This window comes from Amycolatopsis sp. lyj-112 (genome assembly GCF_046549055.1).
Classification (GTDB): Bacteria; Actinomycetota; Actinomycetes; order Mycobacteriales; family Pseudonocardiaceae; genus Amycolatopsis.
In genome coordinates this window covers 424,891-443,236 of record NZ_JAJPWS010000001.1, presented here as the reverse complement: position 1 = coordinate 443,236, position 18,346 = coordinate 424,891, and the positions used below count along the sequence as shown (strand labels likewise).

Here is an 18,346-nt window from a genome sequence, read left to right as displayed (position 1 = left end):
ACCACTCACGACCCCAGCTTGCGCAGCTCCCCCACCAAAGCCCGCAACGCCCGTCCGCGATGCGACGCCCCATCCTTTTCGGACGGTTCCAGCTCCGCCGACGTCCGAGTCCCGCCGTCGGGCACGAAGATCGGGTCGTAGCCGAAACCGTTGGCACCACGGCGTTCCCGCACCAGCGAGCCCCGCCATTCCCCGCGCACGACGATGTCCTCGCCGTCGGGGACGACCAGCGCCGCCGCGCAGACGAAGGCCGCGCCCCTCCGCTCGTCGGGGGTGTCGGACAGCTGCGCCAGCACGAGATCCAGGTTCGCCTCGTCGTCGCCGTGCTTGCCGGACCAGCGGGCCGAGAGCACGCCCGGCATGCCGTTGAGCGCGTCGACGGCGATACCCGAGTCGTCGGCGATGGCCGGGAGGCCGGTCGCGGCGAACGCGTCCTGCGCCTTCGCGAGCGCGTTGCCCTCGAAGTCCGGCGCGGTCTCGGGCGCTTCGGGGAACTCGGGGACGTCGGCGAGGCCGACCACCTCGATGCCCTCGATCCCTTCGGCCACGAGGATGCGCCGGAGTTCACCGAGCTTCTTGGCGTTGCGAGTGGCCAGCAGCAGCTTGGTCACTTCGCGCCCTTCTTCTTGTCCGCCCGCGGCTCGGGCAGCTCGCCCGGGTACGGCAGGGCGAGCGCCTCGTTCTGCAGCCGGGTCAGCTCTTCGCAGCCCGCCTGCGCCATGTCCAGCATCGTGTCCAAAGTGGACCGCGCGAAGGTGGCGCCCTCACCGGTGCCCTGCACCTCGATCAGCGTGCCCGCGTCGGTGGCGACCACGTTCATGTCGACCTCGGCGCGCGAGTCCTCTTCGTACGGGAGGTCGAGGCGCACGCGGCCGTCGACGACGCCGACGCTGACCGCGGCGACCGAGGACGATATCGGCTGCGGGTCGGCGAGCCGGCCGGCCGCGCCGAGCCAGGTGACGGCGTCGGCGAGCGCGACGTAGCCGCCGGTCACCGCGGCCGTGCGGGTGCCGCCGTCGGCCTGGATGACGTCACAGTCGATGACGATCGTGTTCTCCCCCAGCGCCGCCAGGTCGATGCAGGCGCGCAGGGACCGGCCGATCAGCCGGGAGATCTCGTGCGTACGGCCGCCGACGCGGCCCTTGATGGACTCGCGGTCGCTACGGGTATTGGTCGCCGAAGGCAGCATCGCGTACTCGGCGGTGACCCAGCCGAGGCCGGAACCGGCCCGCCAGCGGGGGACGCCTTCGGTGACGCTCGCCGCGCAGAGCACGCGGGTGTCGCCGAACTCGATCAACACCGAGCCCGCGGGCCACCGCTGGAATCCGCGAGTGATCTTGATGTCGCGAAGCTGGTCGTCGTTCCTGCCGTCTTTTCTCGCCACGGCCGTCACTCTAGAACGGCCGTCAGACGTCGTAGACCGCGCCCTGCTCGACCAGCTCCGCACCTGGGAAGGCCACGGCCGCCTCGGCGAGGACGGCGTCGCGATCGGTCCAGGGCGCGACGTGGGTGAGCAGCAGGCGCCGCGCACCCGCCTTCCGCGCGAGTTCCCCCGCCTCCTTGCCGGACAGGTGGACGCCGGCGGGCCGGCTGGGCGAGTCCGTCCAGGACGCCTCGGAAAGCAGCACGTCGACGCCGTCGGCGAGGTCGGTCAGGGTGTCGCAGACGCCGGTGTCGCCGGTGTAGGCGAGCGTCCTGCCGTCGTGGGTGATGCGCAGCCCGTATGCCGGGGTCGGGTGGTCGACCGGGACCGCGACGATCTCGAACGGGCCGATCTCGACGGGTTCGGGCCGCAGGTCGTGGAAGGCGTAGACGTCGGAGAGGTCGGTGGTCGCCCGCTCCTCCTCGTTCGCCGCGTAGGCGTTGGAGAGCCGCTCGTGCACGTCCGAGGGCCCGTACACCGGCAGGCGGTGCGGCCTCGCCGGGTACGGCAGCGCGGGGTGGTAGCGCCGCAGCACGGTGAGCGCGCTGACGTCGGCGCAGTGGTCGGGATGCAGGTGCGAAAGGATCAGCGCGTCGAGATCGAACGGGTCACGCAGGGCCTGGAGCCTGGCCAGCGTCCCGTTGCCGAGTTCGAGGCCCAGGACGAATCCGTCCGCCTCGATCAGGTAACCGGACGCGGCGGCGTTGGGCCCGGGGACGCTGCCCGAGCAGCCGAGGATCGTCAGACGCACGGTGACACCTTAGACACGGATCCGGCGTTTTACGCGCTGGTGGGAGCCAGCACACCCGGAGCGAAGCCCATGAATCGCTGAGCGAGACGCGTGAACGGCTCGGCGGAGCCGGTGGCGACGAACTCGTGCCTGGGCGGGGTCTCGCGTCCGGCGAGAAGATCGTTCTCGGTGAGGACGCGTACGAGGTCCTTCGCGGTCTCCTCGGCGCTGGAAACCAGGGTGACGTCCTGGCCCATGACGATCTGCAGGACCCCGGACAGCAGCGGATAGTGCGTGCAGCCCAGGACCAGCGTGTCGACCTGGGCGTCGAGCAGCGGCTCGAGGTAACCCTGGGCGAGCCCGAGCACCTGCCGGCCGGTGGTGATCCCGCGTTCGACGAAGTCCACGAACCGCGGGCACGCGACGCTGGTGATCTCGACGCCCTGAGCGGCCCCGAAGGCGTCGTCGTAGGCGCGCGACCGCACGGTGCCTTCGGTGCCGATCACGCCGATCCGCCCGGTGTGCGTCGCCGTGACGGCGCGACGGGCAGCCGGGAGGACCACCTCGATCACGGGGACGTCGTAGCGTTCCCTGGCGTCGCGAAGGCAGGCGGCCGAGGCGGTGTTGCAGGCGATGACCAGGGCCTTCACCCCGCCGTCGACGATGTCGTCCAGCGCGGCGAGCGCGTACTCGCGCGCCGTCGCGATGGGAAGCGGGCCATAGGGATTGCGGGCGGTGTCTCCGACGTAGCGCAGCTGCTCACCGGGCAGCTGCTCGAGGATCGCCCTGGCGACCGTGAGCCCGCCCACCCCGGAATCGAAGACGCCGATCGGGGCGTCGGCGTTCGGCTTGCTCACACGGCGAGGCTACCCGGACCGCCCGCCGCCGGTTTGACGGCGCGCGACTTGTCCACGCGGGCCAGCACCCAGGCCGCGAAGACACCGGACAGCGCGCCGAACAGGTGACCCTGCCACGAGACGCCCGGGTCACCCGGAAGCAGTCCCCAGAGCATCCCGCTCCAGATGCCCAGCAGCACCACGGCCACCAGGATCTGCCCGACCGCCCGGTTGAAGATGCCCCTGACCAGCAGGAACGCGAGCCAGCCGAAGGCGAGACCGGAGGCGCCGACGGTCACGGTGTTGTCCGGCGCGATCAGCCAGACCCCGATCCCCGAAAGCACCCAGATGATCGCGGTGACCAGCACCCAGCGACCGATCCCGGCGGACATCGCGAGGAAGGCGAACACCAGGACGGGCACGGTGTTGGAGAGCAGATGCCCCCAGCCCGCGTGCAGCAACGGCGCCCAGAGCACGCCGTCGAGCCCGGAGAGGTCGCGGGCGAGGATGCCGCCCTGGTCGAGGTCGGCGGGCAGCACGACGTCGACCAGCTCCACCAGGTAGAGGAGCAGGGTGAAGCCCAGCGCCACGATCGCGGCGCCCTTCGGGTTCGGCGGCAGGACGCGTTTGGCCGGATCGGTACCGGACGACTCGCTCGCCGGGACCGGCTGGGAAGGCAAAGTGGTCACCTCCCCAGGCTACGGCGGGAACCGCCGGAATCGCCTCGGTGAGAACCCTGAATTGTCGGTGGGGGCCGCTACCGTCCTCGACATGGGGATTTCCGCTTCCGAGCACGTCGACGTGCCGGCCTACCTCGCACGGCTCGGCCTCGAACACGAGCCGCCGAGCCTCGGCGCGCTCTTCCGGCTGCACGCGGCGCACGTCGAGCGCGTGCCGTACGAAGATCTCGAGGTCCAGCTCGGCCGGGTGACCTCGCTGGATCCCGCAGTGTCGTTCGGCCGGATCGCCGCCGGGCGCGGCGGCTACTGCTATCACCTCAACGGCGCCTTCTCGGCACTACTGGCCTCACTCGGCTATGAAGTCACCCGGCATCCGGGCGGGGCGCAGCTCCACGGCGAAACCGCCGGGATCCACCTCAACCACCTGCCGTTGACGGTGTCCGGGCTGCCCGAAGCCCCGGACACGGGCTGGCTGGTCGACGTGGGCCTCGGCGACGGTATCCACGAACCGATCCCCCTGCGTGAAGGCGAGTACAAACAAGGGCCGCAGCTGTTCCGCATGAGCCCGTCGGAGGTGACGCCCGGCGGCTGGCGGTTCGACCACGACCCGGCGGGCAGCTTCGTCGGGATGGACTTCGCGCCGGAGACGGCCGTGATGCCGGACTTCGCCGAGAAGCACGTGGAGCTGTCGACGTCGGAGACCTCCGGCTTCGTCCGCACGCTCGTCCTGCAGCGCCGGGACGCCGACGGCGTCGACTCGCTACGCGCGCTGACGCTCGCCCGGCTGCCGGGCGGCAAGACGGTGCTGGAGTCACCGGCCGACTGGTGGACGGCGATCGAGGACGTCTTCGGCGTGCCCCGCGGCGGGTTCACCGGCGAGGAGCGGGACAGGCTGTGGCGGCAGGCCGTCTCGCAGCACGAACGTCACATCGACGGCGGGAGGGGGATTTTGCCCAGCGCGTAGTCCACGGCCGCTTCGGCGTGCAGGCGAGTGGTCGGGAACGTGGGCACCGGGCTGTCTTCGGGGCCGACGAGCAGTTCGATCTCGGTACAGCCGTAGATGACGCCCTCCGCGCCCGCCTCGACGAGCCGCGCGATGACCTCGCGATACCGCTCGCGGGACTCGTCGGTGACCACGCCTTGGACGAGTTCGTCGTAGATGACCCGGTGGACCGTCTCGCGATCGGTCTCGTCCGGGACGAGCACGTCGAGCCCGTGCGCGGCCAGACGTTCGCGGTAGAACGGCTGGGCCATGGTGAAGCCGGTGCCCAGGAGCCCGACGCGCCTGACGTCTTCGGCTTTGACGGCGGTGGCCGTGGCGTCGGCGAGGTGCAGCAGCGGAATGCCCAGGCCCTCGGTGAGCTGGTCGGCGACCTTGTGCATCGTGTTGGTGCACAAGACGACGAAGTCCGCGCCCGCGGCTTCGAGGTCACGCGCGGCCAGGTTCAGCTCCAGGCCGGCGTCGTCCCAGCGCCCTTCGGCCTGCATGGCTTCGATGTCGGCGAAGTCCACGGAGCAGAGCACGGTCCGCGCGGAGTGATACCCGCCCAGCAGCTCACGGACGCGCTCGTTGACCAGCCGGTAGTACTCGGCCGACGATTCCCAGCTCATCCCGCCCAGCAGCCCGATGACCTTCATGCCCGCCATGGTGCCAGCGCGCGAAGTGCTATGAACGACTCGTTACTTGCAAATTTTGCAAGTAACGAGTCGTTCATAGCACGCACTTGAGCCGTGAGTCAGGCCCAGAGCTGCCCGTCGAGCCGCTCCGCCGCTTCGTCGAGCGACCCGGAGTAAGCGCCCGTCGAGAGGTACTTCCATCCGGCGTCCGCGACCACGAAGGCCACGTCGGCGGGCTTGCCCGAGGCGGCGGCCTTCTCGGCGACCGCCAGTGCCGCGTGCAGCACGGCGCCGGTCGAGATTCCGGCGAAGATGCCTTCGTGCTCCAGCAGCTCCCGGGTCCGGCGAAGGGCGTCGTACGCGCCGACGGAGTACCGGCCGTTGAGCACGCTCGCGTCGTAAAGCTCCGGCACGAAGCCCTCGTCGAGGTTCCGCAGGCCGTACACCAGCTCGCCGTAGCGCGGTTCGGCCGCGATGATCTGCACGTCCGGCTTCGCCTCGTGCAGGTACCGCCCGACGCCGACCAGGGTGCCCGTGGTGCCGAGGCCGCCGACGAAGTGCGTCAGCGTCGGCAGGTCCTTGAGCAGTTCGGGCCCGGTGCCGCGGTAGTGCGCGTCGGCGTTGGCCGGGTTGCCGTACTGGTAGAGCATGACCCATTCCGGGTTGGCCTCGGCCAGTTCCTTCGCCCGGCGCACGGCCTCGTTGGAGCCGCCCGCGGCCGGGGAGAAGACGATCCGCGCGCCGTACGCCTGCAGCAGTTGCTTGCGTTCGGTGGAGGTGTTCTCCGGCATGACGCACACCAGGCCGTAGCCCTTGAGCTTCGCGGCCATGGCGAGCGCGATACCGGTGTTGCCCGACGTCGGCTCCAGGATCGTGCAGCCACGCCGGAGGAGGCCTTCACGCTCGGCGGCCTCGATCATCGCCAGCGCGGGGCGATCCTTGATCGAACCGGTCGGGTTGCGGTCCTCGAGCTTCGCCCACAACCGCACGTCGTGGGTGGGCGAAAGCCGGGGCAAGCCGACCAGCGGGGTGCCGCCGAGCGTGTCGAGCAGCGACTCGAAGCGAGCCATGGATCAGCCTCCGGCCACGGCGGGCAGGATCGTCAGGGTGTCGCCGTCCTTGACCTCGGACTCGAGGCCACCGGAGAAGCGCACGTCCTCGTCGTTGACGTAGACGTTGACGAAGCGGTGCAGCTTCTCTTCCTTGACCAGGCGGGCCTTGAGGCCGCCGTGGCGGGACTCGATGTCGTCGATCACCTCGAGCACGGTCTTGCCGGTCGCTTCGACGGACTTCTCGCCGCCGGTGTGCGTACGCAGGATGGTCGGGATGGACACGGTCACGGCCATGGGTTTCTACCTCCGGTGGGTTCTCTACTACGCAGACGTTCGGGCCGGTCCGGGTTATTCCGGACGGGAGTTCAGCCGGTGATCTCGACGGGCTCCTCGGTGATCTCCCCGTCCACGATCCGGTAAGACCGGAACTGGTGCGAATCGGGGTCCTTGGTGGAGACGAGCACGTAGTGCGCGCCGGGTTCCGAGGCGATCGAGACATCGGTGCGCGACGGGTAGGCGTCCGTGGCGGTGTGCGAGTGGTAGATGACCACCGCGGCTTCGTCGTTCGCCTCCAGCTCCCGGTGCAGCCTGAGCTGGTCCATCGAGTCGAACTGGTAGAACGTCGGCGACCGGGCGGCGTTGACCATCGGGATGAACCGCTCGGGGCTGTCCGATCCCTCGGGACCGGCGATCACCCCGCATGCCTCATCGGGATGGTCACGACGGGCATGGGCGACGATCTCGTCGACGAGGTCACGGCGGATCCGGAGCACATCCGACATCTTAGGTGCTGGACAGACGCCTTCCACACTCTGAGATCGGCGCCACTAGGACCCCGCGAGCTCGCACCTGAACGGACCTCAGGAAGGACCCACTCGCCCTAACAGCTTCCGGGTCACCGTGTTGACACTCTCCGCAACCGCGTTCCTCACCTCTGGGGCACTTCGAAGGCCTTCCTCGACCCTCGGCCAGGCCTCGACGAGACGTTTGCACGTTTCGGCTCCGACGTCACCTAGTGCCACCTTCGTTTGCAGACGCCTCTCAAGGCGAGTCAGACTGTCAAGCGTTACTTCTTGCGAGTCAGTATGCCCTTCCCAGGGCATACCAAGTCCGCGATAGCCATAGGGCAAGGTGCTTACCAGGTCATATGCAGGAGCCAAGGACGGGCGACGCGAGTTGCGATAAATTAGCGACCAGTTCTTAAGATGCGCATCGCTATTGCCAATACAAACATTGAATACAAATCGCCTGCCAAACTCTTGCAGTGAACCCTTGTCGCGACGCCGAAAAATAAGCGAAGCAATTGTTTCAAAATTGGCCTCATACTTACTCTCCGGATATATCCCCAACACTTGAGCTAAGTCTTCAATATGAATCAGCTGGCGTTGATCGCCTCGATCGAAACGACGAACAGCGTAGGCGTAAGTTTCACCATTCGCCCACAAGTTGTCTGGCAATCTAGGCAGCTGATCTCGGTGCATCAGCTCAATTTCAGGTACGTCGATTCCGGACTCTCTAGCCAGCGTCATCATCGCGAATTCGTTCTCGGGCACCCGCGGGAACGACGCATCGGGCAGCTTCACTATCCAATCGCCACGTTCATCGGCAGCCGGCAAGACAAGGCGCTCCCCGACTCGGACCATAGAAAACTTCATAGTTACGCCAGCAAGAGAAAATCGAATTCCTCCTTTCCCTGCAGCAGAAAAACCTTGACCAAGTCCATCTTTTACCCGCGGCCAATCAATCACTTTCGAAGACTCACTACCAGGCACAATTTGCACGGCACCTGGCAAATCGTGCCCAATTTCGGAAATCAGATCAACCTCGCGATCAAGAGGAATTCCGCGCTGGTCGGCTATCCACCTGCGCAGTCGATCCTCTGGAAGGAGATTGGAAAACCAAGACGGTAGCCTCAACCGCCTAACTCGCTGCTCCGGAGGATCCTCTTCGAAGTACAAACCAAGCACTGGACGCTGCGGGTCTTCCAGATACTTCGGACTGAAATAAAATCGCGTAAATGCTCCACGTTGCTGAAGATTACCGATCTTCTGACCATAGAGCAAAACCAAAAAACTGCGCTCAGGAACCGGCATCTATACCGCCTGGACCAAATAAGTCCAACTCAAAATCCACGCCAACGCCTTCTTCTTCATCGTCAAATATCAACAGCGAAAGCGGGGGCGTATCTTCCAAGCTGTACTCACACATCAGCTCAATGAAACGTTCTAACTCCGCTTCGATAAGCCGCTGCCTACCTTCAAAGAAGCGGGGGAGCTCCTCGACATCTTGCAGAGAGCCTAGAAGCTCGGCGGTCAGCGTATGCGAACGAAGCAGCTCAACCCATTCAGTAGAACTCATTCTATTTTCAGCAACGATCAAATCTTCATCGAATTCATTAATGACGAGCTCTTGATCTGGGACAAGAATTCTATTCGCAGCCCACAGCTTGTACTCGCCCGCGCGAGTACTGGTACGTAAACGAGGGACTGCATCAGCCGGCGTGCGCCTGTCTCCGATCATGTCCGCCAAGTCGCTCACCTGATACGAAGCCCCAGTACGCGGCGAGCGAGGAGACAACCGCCACCAAGAACAGAGAATAACTTTTGCCGTTATTTCATTTGTTCGGAAGGTCTTCGGGTGAAGAGGCTCGGGATTCCGCCTTGAAAGCAGGCCTAGCAACTTCTGTACAGACTCACTGGAACTACCTTTTGAAATTCTCCGATTCAGTTGACGCGTAGTACCAGTCGCACTTCCCTTAAATAGGACGGGGCCGATTAGTGCCGCGCGCCAAAACCAACGCCTGAGGAGAATCAGGTCCCTGGATTGAGGATTGGGATGCAGACCGAAAAAACGGGTTAGAACAACCAGCAGGTACCTGTAAGGCAGAAAGCTAAAGTGTGGAACATTGGCATCTTCCTGAAGGAATATCACCGCTTGCCGCAGCGCCTTCTCACCTTCGACGTAAGCCGTGGCTTGATCCTCGTTCGGGAAGTCAATCGACCCGTTTCTATCCGTCGAGTCGAACTCGAGTCGAATCTCACGTTGAACGTCCGGCCCACGTCGCGCAAGAAGTGCAAGCAAGACTGTGTCATCGTCGATCCTGCCAAAATTGAGCTCCTGCGACACACGCTCAGCTATGACGGGTATCGCAAGCTGATCCTGTTCGCCTGGATTCAAAGCCGAGAAGACTTCAGCTCTCGTGAGCTTCTTCCCAGAATTATTCATCCTGTCGAAGATCTCGCGAAGTATCTCCTCATCATCCTGCTCCACGAGGTAGATGGGGATGCGAAACTGGCGAAGGCGCGCAGTTATCAGGTTAATATCTTCAATCCGGTCCGTAATTTCAGGATGACTTCTCGCCCAATTCAAGACTCGAGTCAAATCGAACAGAACAGGGAAAGGTATGACAAACGGATTGTCGTCCTTAATGCGTCTTACTATCTTCCCAGCCTCCAGATCATAGGACAACGCAAACCTATCATCGTGGACCGCTTCTTCAGACAGCGCATTATAGAGGCTAATTATTCGTTGCTGGCCATCTACAACCCACCACGCCGTCGACAATTCGGGAGCGTCCAGCTGCACTGCTCCCAACGTAAGCTTGGCGGCGGCAGCAGATCGCTGCCAAAGCAGTAAGTTTCCAATGGGAAAGTCACGTAAGATACTGTCGAAAAGAGTTTTGACTTCGGCGTACCCCCATCGAAGCCCTCGCTGGAAGTTAGGCACCCTAACCTGGCCATTGCGCACACGTCTGACAAGTTCTTGGACTTCAAGCGCATCAGCCGTAAGACCACTCTGGATGCCGTCAACCATACTGTTCCCCTCTATAACAACGTTCCAACAGTGTGCCATACGACACAGTATTAGCAGGAGCGCTTTACCCTCAGGTCATGGAGAACGCTTCGGGCCAGACGTCCCGGTAAGCGCGCATGCCGCCGGCCGAAGTGGCGGTGAGCACACCGTGCACCATCGCCCGCCCGAACGCCCTCGCGGCGGCCGAGCACAGGGTGTCCAGCACCGCCGCCCGCATCGTCGCCGCGACCGGGCCCGCGCCGCCGGGCAGTTCCCGCTCGCCGGTGGCCAGCGCGAAGACCGTGTCGCCGTCGAACATCGTGTGCGCCGGGCGCACGGCCCTGGCGAGGCCGTCCTGGGCGGCCACGGCGAGCCGCCGCGCCTCCGCCTTGGACAACGCCGCGTCGACCGCGACCACGCCGATCGTGGTGTTGAGCCCGGCCGCCTTGGGTTCGACGTCGCCGGGCCGGTCCGGCCAGCGGACGCCGAACTCACCGTCGACCTCGTGATCCGCCGCGAAAGCACGGCCGGTCGCGATGTCGACCGCTTCACCGGCCGCGTTCACCGCGGCGACGACGCCGACGGTGAAGTCCCCGACCCGCTCGGAAGCCGTCCCGATCCCACCTTTGAGTGACCCGGCCTTCGCTCCGGCGCCGGCACCGACGGTCCCCAGGGTCACAGGACCGGCCACGGCCGCTTCACAAGCGGCATAACCGAAAGACGCGTCCGGGCGGTTGCCCCAGTCGCTTCGCGGCAGGTCGAACAGCACCGCCGCGGGCACGATCGGCACCACCTCGTGCGGTTGCGTCCCGACCGGGATCCCCAGGTTCCGCTCGGCGAGCCAGCGCATCACGCCGTCGGCCGCGGCCAGGCCGTACGCGCTCCCGCCGGACAGGCAGATCGCGTTCACGTGCTGGACCAGGTTCTCCGGTTCCAGCAGGTTGGTCTCCCGCGTCCCGGGCGCGCCACCCCGCTGATCGACGGCACCGACAGCCCCGCCGGGCACCAGCACGACCGTCGTCCCGGTCGACCAGCCGTCACCGACCCGCTCGTGGTGCCCGACCAGCACCCCCGGCACGTCGGTGATCCCGCCGCCGCTCATGAGCTGAGCGACTGGATGAGGGTCTCCTGCACCCAGGTCAACCAGTGGTAGACGCCGAGATGCGGCGCGCGGGGGTCGTCCTCGGGCAGCTCGTCGGGCATGTCGTCGGTGACGTCGAGCGCGGTGCCCAGCGCCAGCCGGACGTCGTTGAGCGCGCCCAGCCAGGCATCCGCCTGCTCGAAGGTCAGCCGCACGTTCCCGCCGTCACGCGGCAGCGTGTCCAGCACGATCTTGGCGACGCCGACCTTCTTGTCCAGCAGCTCGGGCTCGTGCAACGACCGCATCGCGGCGGCCGAGTCGATGTCCTCGCGCGTGGGGTTGTCCGGGTCGAGCTTGTGGAAGTCCGGGAGCAGCCGGGAGAGCACCGGGTCGTCCGGCGACTCCGTCGGGCCCATCCGGATCCCGGTCAGCTCGGCCAGCTCGTCCTGCGGCGCCTCCTCGGCGCGCGCGGTGAGCATGTCCTCCAGCTGGCTGACCAGACCGCGAAGTACCGCGGCCTCCTGCTGCTCGAAGCCCGCGACGATGGTCTCGCCCTTACGGCGCCAGCCGTTCATGACGGCTGCTCCATGGTCGCCCACAGGCCCGCGGCATGCAGTTTCGCCACGTCGGTCTCCACCTTCTCCTTGGAACCGGACGACACGATCGCCTTGCCCTTGTGGTGCACGTCGAGCATCAGCTTCGTCGCGTGGTCCCGGCTGTAACCGAACAGCTTCTGGAGCACGTACGTCACGTACGACATGAGGTTCACCGGATCGTTCCAGACGACCGTCCGCCAGGGCTGCTCCTCAGAGACGACCTCTACTCCCTGTGGATCAACCTGCGTCTGCTCGGATGCGACAGGCGTGGACATGCACTCCATGGTGTCACGGGCCCAAGTCGGTACGGGTTGGCAGGTCCGGCCATGTGAGTGAATAGGCTGGCACCATGGGCTTCCCCGAGGCGACCACTGGCGCCGGCACCGCGCTGCTCACCGACCACTACGAGCTGACCATGCTGGCCAGCGCCCTCGCCGACGGGACCGCGGAGCGGCCCTGTGTCTTCGAGGTCTTCGCACGTCGTCTGCCCGACGGCCGCCGCTACGGCGTCGTCGCGGGCACCGGCCGGGTCCTCGACGCGATCGGGGACTTTCGGTTCGGCGACGCCGAGCTGAGCCAGCTGGAAGCGACCGCCGTAGTCGACGACGCCACCCTTTCGTGGCTCGCGGACTACTCCTTTTCGGGGAACATCGTCGGTTACCCCGAGGGTGAGCTCTACTTCCCCGGCTCCCCGATCATGACCGTCACCGGTTCCTTCGGCGAGGCCGTCGTGCTGGAGACGCTGATCCTCTCGATCCTCAACCACGACAGCGCGATCGCGTCCGCGGCGGCGCGGATGTCGGGCGCCGCGCACGGCAGGCCGATCATCGAGATGGGCGGCCGCCGCACGCACGAGTGGGCCGCCGTCGCCGCCGCGCGGGCCGCGTATCTCGCCGGGTTCGCCACGACGTCCAACCTCGAAGCCGGGCGCCGCTACGGAATCCCGACGCGGGGCACGGTCGCGCACGCGTTCATGCTGCTGCACGACAGCGAGGAAGAGGCGTTCCGCGCACAGGTGGACAAGATGGGTGCCGACACCACACTCCTGGTGGACACCTACGACATCACCAAGGGCATCGAAGCGGCCGTCCGGGTGGCCGGGACCGAACTCGGCGCGATCCGCATCGACTCCGGCGACGTCGGCCCGCTGGCCCGCAAGGCCCGCGAGCAACTCGACTCCCTCGGTGCCAAGGACACCCGCATCGTGGTGTCCGGCGACCTCGACGAACACGCCATCGCCGCGCTGCGGGCGGAACCCGTCGACGCGTACGGCGTCGGTACCTCGGTCGTCACCGGTTCGGGCGCGCCGACCGCCGGGATGGTCTACAAGCTCGTCGAGGTCGACGGGAAACCCGTCGCCAAGCGCAGTGCGCACAAGGAGTCCCGCGGTGGCCGGAAATCCGCGCTGCGGCGGCACCGGAGCACCGGCACCGCCGTCGAAGAGGTGATCTCGACCGCCGCAACGCCGTCCTCGGACGTACCGGAACCGGGCCCGAACGACCACGAATTGCAGATTCCCCTGGTCCGGGACGGCCGGACGGTGGATGATTTGCCCACACTGGACGACGCGCGCCAGCGTCTTCGGCGGGCACTGGTGAGCCTGCCGTGGGAGGGTCTCAAGCTCTCGCACGGCGATCCCGCCATTCCGACCGTTTTCCTCTGACAAGAAGACTCAGGAGCAAGACATGGGGACCGCCCTGATCGTGGTCGATGTGCAGAACGACTTCTGCGAAGGCGGGTCGCTCGGCCTGCCCGGCGGTGCCGCGGCCGCCGAAGCGATTTCGAAGCTGGCCGCCGAGGGCGGCTACGCGCACGTCGTCGCCACCCGCGATTACCACATCGATCCGGGCGACCACTTCAGTGAGACGCCGGACTTCAAGGACAGCTGGCCGCGCCACTGCGTCGCGGGCACGGCCGGCGCGTCGTTCCACCCCGCGCTCGACGTGGTCCCGGTCGGCGAGGTCTTCTCCAAGGGCGAGTACACCGCCGCGTACTCCGGTTTCGAGGGCAACGCGCGCGACGGCAAGACGCTCGAAGCCTGGCTGAAGGAGCACGACGTCACCGAGGTCGACGTCGTCGGTATCGCGACCGACTTCTGCGTACGCGCGACGGCGCTCGACGCGGCGAAGGCGGGCTTCACCGTCCGGGTGCTGCTGGACCTCACCGTCGGCGGTTCGCAGCCGACGGTCGACGCCGCGCTCAAGGACTTCGACGAGGCCGGCGTGACCTACACCGGAAAGGCCCCGGTTCCGTCCGCATGATCCAGCACGACCTCCAGGACTCACTGATCGAAAACCGGCTCGTCGCGATCCTGCGGGCCGACAACGCGAGCAGGTTCGCCGATGCCGCGACGGTGCTTCACGCGGCGGGCATCCGGGTGCTCGAAGCGACGCTGACCACGCCGGGAGCACCGGAAGCCATCACGACCATCCGCAAGAACCTCGGCGACGACTCGCAGGTCGGCGCCGGGAGCGTCCGTGAGGCGTCCGATGTGGACATCGCGGCGGACGCGGGCGCGACGTTCCTGGTCACGCCGACGGTCAACCCGCTGGTGCTGGAGCGCGCGCACGAACGCGGGCTCCCGGTGATCTGTGGGGCGCTGACCCCGACCGAGATCGACCAGGCGTGGCGCCTCGGCGCTGCCGCGGTGAAGGTGTTCCCCGTCGCGGCCGTCGGCGGGGTCGCCTACCTGCGGGCGATCCGGGCGCCGATGCCGGACATCCCGCTGGTGCCGACCGGCGGGGTCCACCTGACCGACGTCGCGAAGTACCTCGAGTCGGGCTCGATCGCCGTCGCCGCCGCGACGCCGTTGCTCGGCGACGCGCTCACCTCGAGCGGTTCGCTCTCCGACCTCGCCACCCGGGCGAGTGAATTCGTCGCCGCCGCCGCGAAGTACGCCCACGCGCACTAGACGCGGTCAGGCGGGTTTCTTGCCGTACGGGTTGCAGCGGGCCGTGCCGAGGTAGATGTCGCCCTTGGCCGGGCCGCCGCCCTGCGGGAACAGCTTGATGTGCAGCATGTGCGTCACCAGGCTCCCGTCGGGCGGGGTGGGGGTGACGGACTCGTTCACCGTGAGCGAGGCCAGCGCCGTCCCGCCCTTGCCGCCCGCGATGGTCAGCCGGTAGTTCTGCGGGATGCTTTCGGGCAGCGTGAACCCGGCGACGTCTCCGAACTCGATGTAGCCGAGGCTGCCGTCCTTGGTGGTACTGCACTTGGCCATGAACGTGCGGACCTTGATCACCGGGCCGCCGTAGCGCTTGAGCAGGTCCGTCTCGAACCGCCGTCCGGTCGCCTCGGCGACGGCCACCGTGCCGGTGCGGCCGCAGTTCGAGTCACCGCCGCCGAACCGGGCGAAGTCACCGGTGGCCCCGCCCGCCGTCCGCGCGGTCAGCGGGCCGTCCACGCTGCATTCGGCGAGTTCGCCGGTGACGACGTGCTCGTTGCCTATCTCCACGTCGAGCGACCCGACCGACGCCGACGCCGACGCCGGTTCGGCCCACGCCGTCGCCTGGCCTCCCGCCACCAGCGCTCCGGTCAGAATGGTCACCGACAGCAGCCGCCCCGCCGCCCTGGGTTTCGTCATGGTTGGCAGCCTCCACCACAAGGCTGACCGGCGCAGGTCCACGCCACCCGGACGAGTGGTCGGGCCAGGACCGTGAGGTGCCCGACATTCGGTTCTCAGGGCGACGTCTGGCGTTAACCTCGGTTCACATTCGTGTACTCATAGGAGGTCTGAGTGTCTTCGCTGTCTGTGGCCGGCCGCCGTCCGGTCCTCGCCGACCTCGTACCCGGCGCCCTGACCCGTGACGCGGTCCTCGTCGCCGGTGGTGCCGCCCTCACCGGCGCGGCCGCGCAGATCCTGATCCCCGTGCCGGGCTCGCCGGTGCCGATGACCGGTCAGACGTTCGCCGCCCTGCTGGTCGGCGCGGCGCTCGGCTGGAAGCGCGGCGCGCTGTCGATGGCGCTGTACCTCGCCGTCGGCGCCGCGGGCTTCGGCTGGTTCCAGAACGGCTCCTCGGGCCTGTTCGGCGCCAGCGCCGGTTACATCGTCGGCTTCGTCTTCGCCGGCGCCCTGGTGGGCGCGCTCGCCGGTCGCGGCGGCGACCGTACGCCGCTGCGCACCGCGGGCACGATGGTGCTGGGCAACCTCGTCATCTACTCGGTCGGCGTGCCGTGGCTGATGGCCTCGACCGGCTTCGGCCTGTCGACCGCGCTGGAGAAGGGCGTCGTCCCGTTCCTCATTGGGGACGCGCTCAAGATCGCCGTCGCGGCGGCGTTGCTCCCGGTCACCTGGGCGGTGGTCTCGCCTCTCAGTGAAGACAAGCACAGCCGTAGGGAGTCGTGACCGGCCCTTTCACCGCACTTCGCGCTGCTATGAACGGCCCGTTACTTGCAAATTTCGCAAGTAACGGGCCGTTCATTGCACGGTGCGACCGATCTTGACGGTGGGCCCGGCTATCGTCTTGTCCCGTGCCCTCCCGTGCTGACTTCCCCGGTGTCCTCGAACTCCTGACCCACGCGGTCGAGTCCGTGGGTGGTGCCGAGCGCGAGGGCCAGGTCCAGATGGCGGATGCGGTCGGCCACGCCATCCGCACCGGTGAGCACCTGGCCGTGCAGGCGGGCACCGGCACCGGGAAGTCGTTGGCGTACCTCGTTCCCGCGATCCGGCACGCGGTCGAGAAGGAGGCCACGGTCGTGGTCTCCACGGCCACCATCGCGCTGCAGCGTCAGCTGGTCGACCGCGACCTCCCCCGGCTGGCGAAGGCGCTGAAGAAGCCTCTCGGGCGCGAACCCACCTTCGCGATCCTCAAGGGCCGCCGCAACTATCTCTGCCTCCACCGTCTCGACGGCGGCGCCCCGGAGGAGCCGGAAGACCAGCAGTTGTTCGACCCGTTCGCGGTCTCCCGGCTGGGCAAAGAGGTCACGCGGCTCCGGGAATGGTCCTCCGACACCGAAACCGGCGACCGCGACGAACTGGTCCCCGGCGTCACGGACCAGGCGTGGCGCCAGGTCTCCGTGACGGCCAGGGAATGCCTGGGCGCGTCGCGCTGCCCCATCGGCACCGACTGCTTCGCCGAGCAGGCCCGCGCCGAGGCCGGCAAGGCCGACGTCGTGGTCACCAACCACGCGCTGCTGGCGATCGACGCGCTGCAGGGCTACCAGGTACTGCCCGAGCACGACCTGGTGGTCATCGACGAGGCGCACGACCTGGTCGACAGGGTGACCTCGGTGGCGACCGGCGAACTGACCAGCGGCATGGTCTCCGCCGCCGCGCGCCGCTGCGGGAAACTGGTCGACGACGAGGTCGCCGACCAGCTCCACGAGGCGAGCGACGGGCTGGCCCTGATCCTCGACGACCTGCCCTCGGGCCGGATGGACTCGCTGCCACAGGCCCTCACCGGCGCGGTCCCCGCGGTCCGTGACGCCGCGCACCGCTGCCTCACCGCCCTCGGCAAGGACCGGAAGGAAGAGGTCGGCGAGGCCACGGCCCGGAAGCTGGCCAGGTCGCTGCTCGAAGAGGTCCACGACACCGCGGTCCGGCTGCTCGAAGCGTTCGAGGACGACAAGGCGCACCAGCGCGACGTCGTCTGGCTGACCGGGGACCGGTTCTCGTCGAATCCACGTCCGCCCGCGCTCAAGGTAGCGCCGCTCGGGGTGGCGGGCCTGCTCCGCGAGCGGGTGTTCAACCAGCACACGACCGTCCTCACGTCGGCGACGCTGACCCTGGGCGGAACGTTCGACACCATGGCCCGGCAGTGGGGTCTCCCGCCCGGCGGGGCCAGGGTCGAGAAGTCACCGGGCACGGCGACCGAGAAGGCCGCCCCCGCCGACAGCGACGACGCCGAAGGCCCGAAGTGGACCGGGCTCGACGTCGGCTCGCCGTTCGACCACAAACGCAACGGCATCCTGTACCTGGCCAAGCACCTGCCGCCGCCGGGGCGCGACGGCCTGCAGCCCTCGACCATGGACGAGCTGGCCGAGCTGATCGAGGCCGCGGGCGGGCGCACGCTGGGCCTGTTCTCCTCGATGCGCGCGGCGAAACAGGCCACAGAGGAGATGCGTGAGCGGCTCGACATGCCGATCCTCTGCCAGGGCGACGATTCCACCGGTCTCCTGGTGCAGAAGTTCTCCGAAGACGTGCGCACCTGCCTGTTCGGCACGCTGTCGCTGTGGCAAGGCGTCGACGTACCCGGCCCGTCGCTCCAGCTCGTGGTGGTCGACCGCATCCCGTTCCCCCGCCCGGACGACCCTGTCTCCTCCGCGCGGCAACGGGCCGTGGAGGCCAGGGGCGGCAACGGTTTTCTCTCCGTCGCCGCGACACACGCCGCGCTGCTGCTCGCCCAGGGCACCGGACGGCTGCACCGCTCGGTCACCGACCGCGGAGTCGTGGCCATCCTGGATTCGCGGCTGTCCACGGCTCGCTACGGCGGATTCCTCCGTGCCTCACTGCCGCCGTTCTGGCCGACCACCGACCCCAAGGTCGCCCGGGACGCACTACGCCGTCTCGATGCCGCCGCCCCGGCCTGAGTGGCCTGCGA

Annotated in this window: 21 protein-coding genes; 6 read left to right on the top strand and 15 right to left on the bottom strand. The window is 67.4% G+C overall.

Annotated elements, in window-relative coordinates:
* Positions 1–5 precede the first annotated feature (5 nt).
* Genes rdgB through ACLJRL_RS02090 form a run of 5 tightly spaced genes read right to left on the bottom strand, consistent with a single transcriptional unit; the run spans position 6 to position 3,669 of the window.
* Positions 6–611 (bottom strand): RdgB/HAM1 family non-canonical purine NTP pyrophosphatase, encoded by a 606-nt coding sequence (gene rdgB / locus ACLJRL_RS02110; protein WP_410654260.1) that lies wholly within the window; start codon positions 609–611, stop codon positions 6–8.
* On the bottom strand, positions 608–1,384 hold the full coding sequence (gene rph, locus ACLJRL_RS02105) for a ribonuclease PH (RefSeq protein ID WP_410654259.1): 777 nt from the start codon (positions 1,382–1,384) through the stop codon (positions 608–610). Before rph ends, rdgB begins: the two co-directional genes overlap by 4 nt.
* Before the next feature lie 22 nt (positions 1,385–1,406).
* Entirely contained in the window at positions 1,407–2,174 is a 768-nt protein-coding gene (locus ACLJRL_RS02100) for an MBL fold metallo-hydrolase (RefSeq protein ID WP_410654258.1), read from the bottom strand.
* A gap of 29 nt (positions 2,175–2,203) precedes the next feature.
* Positions 2,204–3,010, bottom strand: coding sequence for a glutamate racemase (gene murI, locus ACLJRL_RS02095; RefSeq protein WP_410654257.1), 807 nt, complete (start codon positions 3,008–3,010; stop codon positions 2,204–2,206).
* On the bottom strand, positions 3,007–3,669 hold the full coding sequence (locus ACLJRL_RS02090; RefSeq protein WP_410655131.1) for a rhomboid family intramembrane serine protease: 663 nt from the start codon (positions 3,667–3,669) through the stop codon (positions 3,007–3,009). The genes murI and ACLJRL_RS02090 overlap by 4 nt, the downstream gene beginning before the upstream one ends.
* A 91-nt stretch (positions 3,670–3,760) precedes the next feature.
* Here ACLJRL_RS02090 and ACLJRL_RS02085 point away from each other — a divergent pair, with 91 nt between their 5' ends.
* A complete protein-coding gene (locus ACLJRL_RS02085) occupies positions 3,761–4,633 on the top strand; it encodes an arylamine N-acetyltransferase family protein (protein WP_410654256.1) in 873 nt (290 codons plus the stop codon).
* Here the strand turns inward: ACLJRL_RS02085 and ACLJRL_RS02080 are convergent.
* The 9 genes from ACLJRL_RS02080 to clpS all read right to left on the bottom strand — a co-directional run bounded on the left by ACLJRL_RS02080 (position 4,594) and on the right by clpS (position 12,082).
* Positions 4,594–5,307, bottom strand: coding sequence for an aspartate/glutamate racemase family protein (locus ACLJRL_RS02080; RefSeq protein ID WP_410654255.1), 714 nt, complete (start codon positions 5,305–5,307; stop codon positions 4,594–4,596). The genes ACLJRL_RS02085 and ACLJRL_RS02080 overlap by 40 nt on opposite strands.
* Positions 5,308–5,405: 98 nt before the next feature.
* A complete protein-coding gene (locus ACLJRL_RS02075; RefSeq protein WP_410654254.1) occupies positions 5,406–6,356 on the bottom strand; it encodes a PLP-dependent cysteine synthase family protein in 951 nt (316 codons plus the stop codon).
* A gap of 3 nt (positions 6,357–6,359) precedes the next feature.
* Positions 6,360–6,632, bottom strand: a complete 273-nt coding sequence (locus tag ACLJRL_RS02070) for a MoaD/ThiS family protein (RefSeq protein ID WP_410654253.1) — start codon at positions 6,630–6,632, stop codon at positions 6,360–6,362.
* Between the two features lie 71 nt (positions 6,633–6,703).
* A complete protein-coding gene (locus ACLJRL_RS02065; protein WP_410655130.1) occupies positions 6,704–7,111 on the bottom strand; it encodes a Mov34/MPN/PAD-1 family protein in 408 nt (135 codons plus the stop codon).
* Positions 7,112–7,198: 87 nt separating this feature from the next.
* Positions 7,199–8,431: a type II toxin-antitoxin system HipA family toxin gene (locus ACLJRL_RS02060; protein WP_410654252.1), complete on the bottom strand. Its 1,233-nt coding sequence runs from the start codon at positions 8,429–8,431 to the stop codon at positions 7,199–7,201.
* Entirely contained in the window at positions 8,418–10,151 is a 1,734-nt protein-coding gene (locus ACLJRL_RS02055) for a DUF262 domain-containing protein (protein ID WP_410654251.1), read from the bottom strand. The genes ACLJRL_RS02060 and ACLJRL_RS02055 overlap by 14 nt, the downstream gene beginning before the upstream one ends.
* A gap of 70 nt (positions 10,152–10,221) precedes the next feature.
* On the bottom strand, positions 10,222–11,232 hold the full coding sequence (locus tag ACLJRL_RS02050; protein WP_410654250.1) for a P1 family peptidase: 1,011 nt from the start codon (positions 11,230–11,232) through the stop codon (positions 10,222–10,224).
* Entirely contained in the window at positions 11,229–11,786 is a 558-nt protein-coding gene (locus ACLJRL_RS02045) for a DUF2017 domain-containing protein (protein ID WP_410654249.1), read from the bottom strand. The genes ACLJRL_RS02050 and ACLJRL_RS02045 overlap by 4 nt, the downstream gene beginning before the upstream one ends.
* Positions 11,783–12,082, bottom strand: coding sequence for an ATP-dependent Clp protease adapter ClpS (gene clpS / locus ACLJRL_RS02040; RefSeq protein WP_410654248.1), 300 nt, complete (start codon positions 12,080–12,082; stop codon positions 11,783–11,785). Before clpS ends, ACLJRL_RS02045 begins: the two co-directional genes overlap by 4 nt.
* Positions 12,083–12,156: 74 nt before the next feature.
* Here clpS and ACLJRL_RS02035 point away from each other — a divergent pair, with 74 nt between their 5' ends.
* Genes ACLJRL_RS02035 through ACLJRL_RS02025 form a run of 3 tightly spaced genes read left to right on the top strand, consistent with a single transcriptional unit; the run spans position 12,157 to position 14,718 of the window.
* On the top strand, positions 12,157–13,470 hold the full coding sequence (locus tag ACLJRL_RS02035) for a nicotinate phosphoribosyltransferase (protein ID WP_410654247.1): 1,314 nt from the start codon (positions 12,157–12,159) through the stop codon (positions 13,468–13,470).
* Between the two features lie 22 nt (positions 13,471–13,492).
* Positions 13,493–14,068, top strand: a complete 576-nt coding sequence (locus ACLJRL_RS02030) for a nicotinamidase (protein ID WP_410654246.1) — start codon at positions 13,493–13,495, stop codon at positions 14,066–14,068.
* Positions 14,065–14,718, top strand: coding sequence for a bifunctional 4-hydroxy-2-oxoglutarate aldolase/2-dehydro-3-deoxy-phosphogluconate aldolase (locus ACLJRL_RS02025; protein WP_410654245.1), 654 nt, complete (start codon positions 14,065–14,067; stop codon positions 14,716–14,718). Before ACLJRL_RS02030 ends, ACLJRL_RS02025 begins: the two co-directional genes overlap by 4 nt.
* Positions 14,719–14,724: 6 nt before the next feature.
* On the opposite strand, the gene ACLJRL_RS02020 is transcribed toward ACLJRL_RS02025, so the two are convergent.
* Complete coding sequence (locus ACLJRL_RS02020) at positions 14,725–15,390, bottom strand: hypothetical protein (protein WP_410654244.1); 666 nt, start codon at positions 15,388–15,390, stop codon at positions 14,725–14,727.
* A gap of 153 nt (positions 15,391–15,543) precedes the next feature.
* Between ACLJRL_RS02020 and ACLJRL_RS02015 the strand changes: the two genes are divergently transcribed.
* Entirely contained in the window at positions 15,544–16,152 is a 609-nt protein-coding gene (locus tag ACLJRL_RS02015; protein ID WP_410654243.1) for a biotin transporter BioY, read from the top strand.
* A gap of 125 nt (positions 16,153–16,277) precedes the next feature.
* The gene (locus ACLJRL_RS02010; protein ID WP_410654242.1) at positions 16,278–18,335 is read left to right on the top strand and encodes an ATP-dependent DNA helicase; all 2,058 of its coding nucleotides are present in this window, start codon (positions 16,278–16,280) and stop codon (positions 18,333–18,335) included.
* The last annotated feature ends 11 nt before the right edge of the window (positions 18,336–18,346 follow it).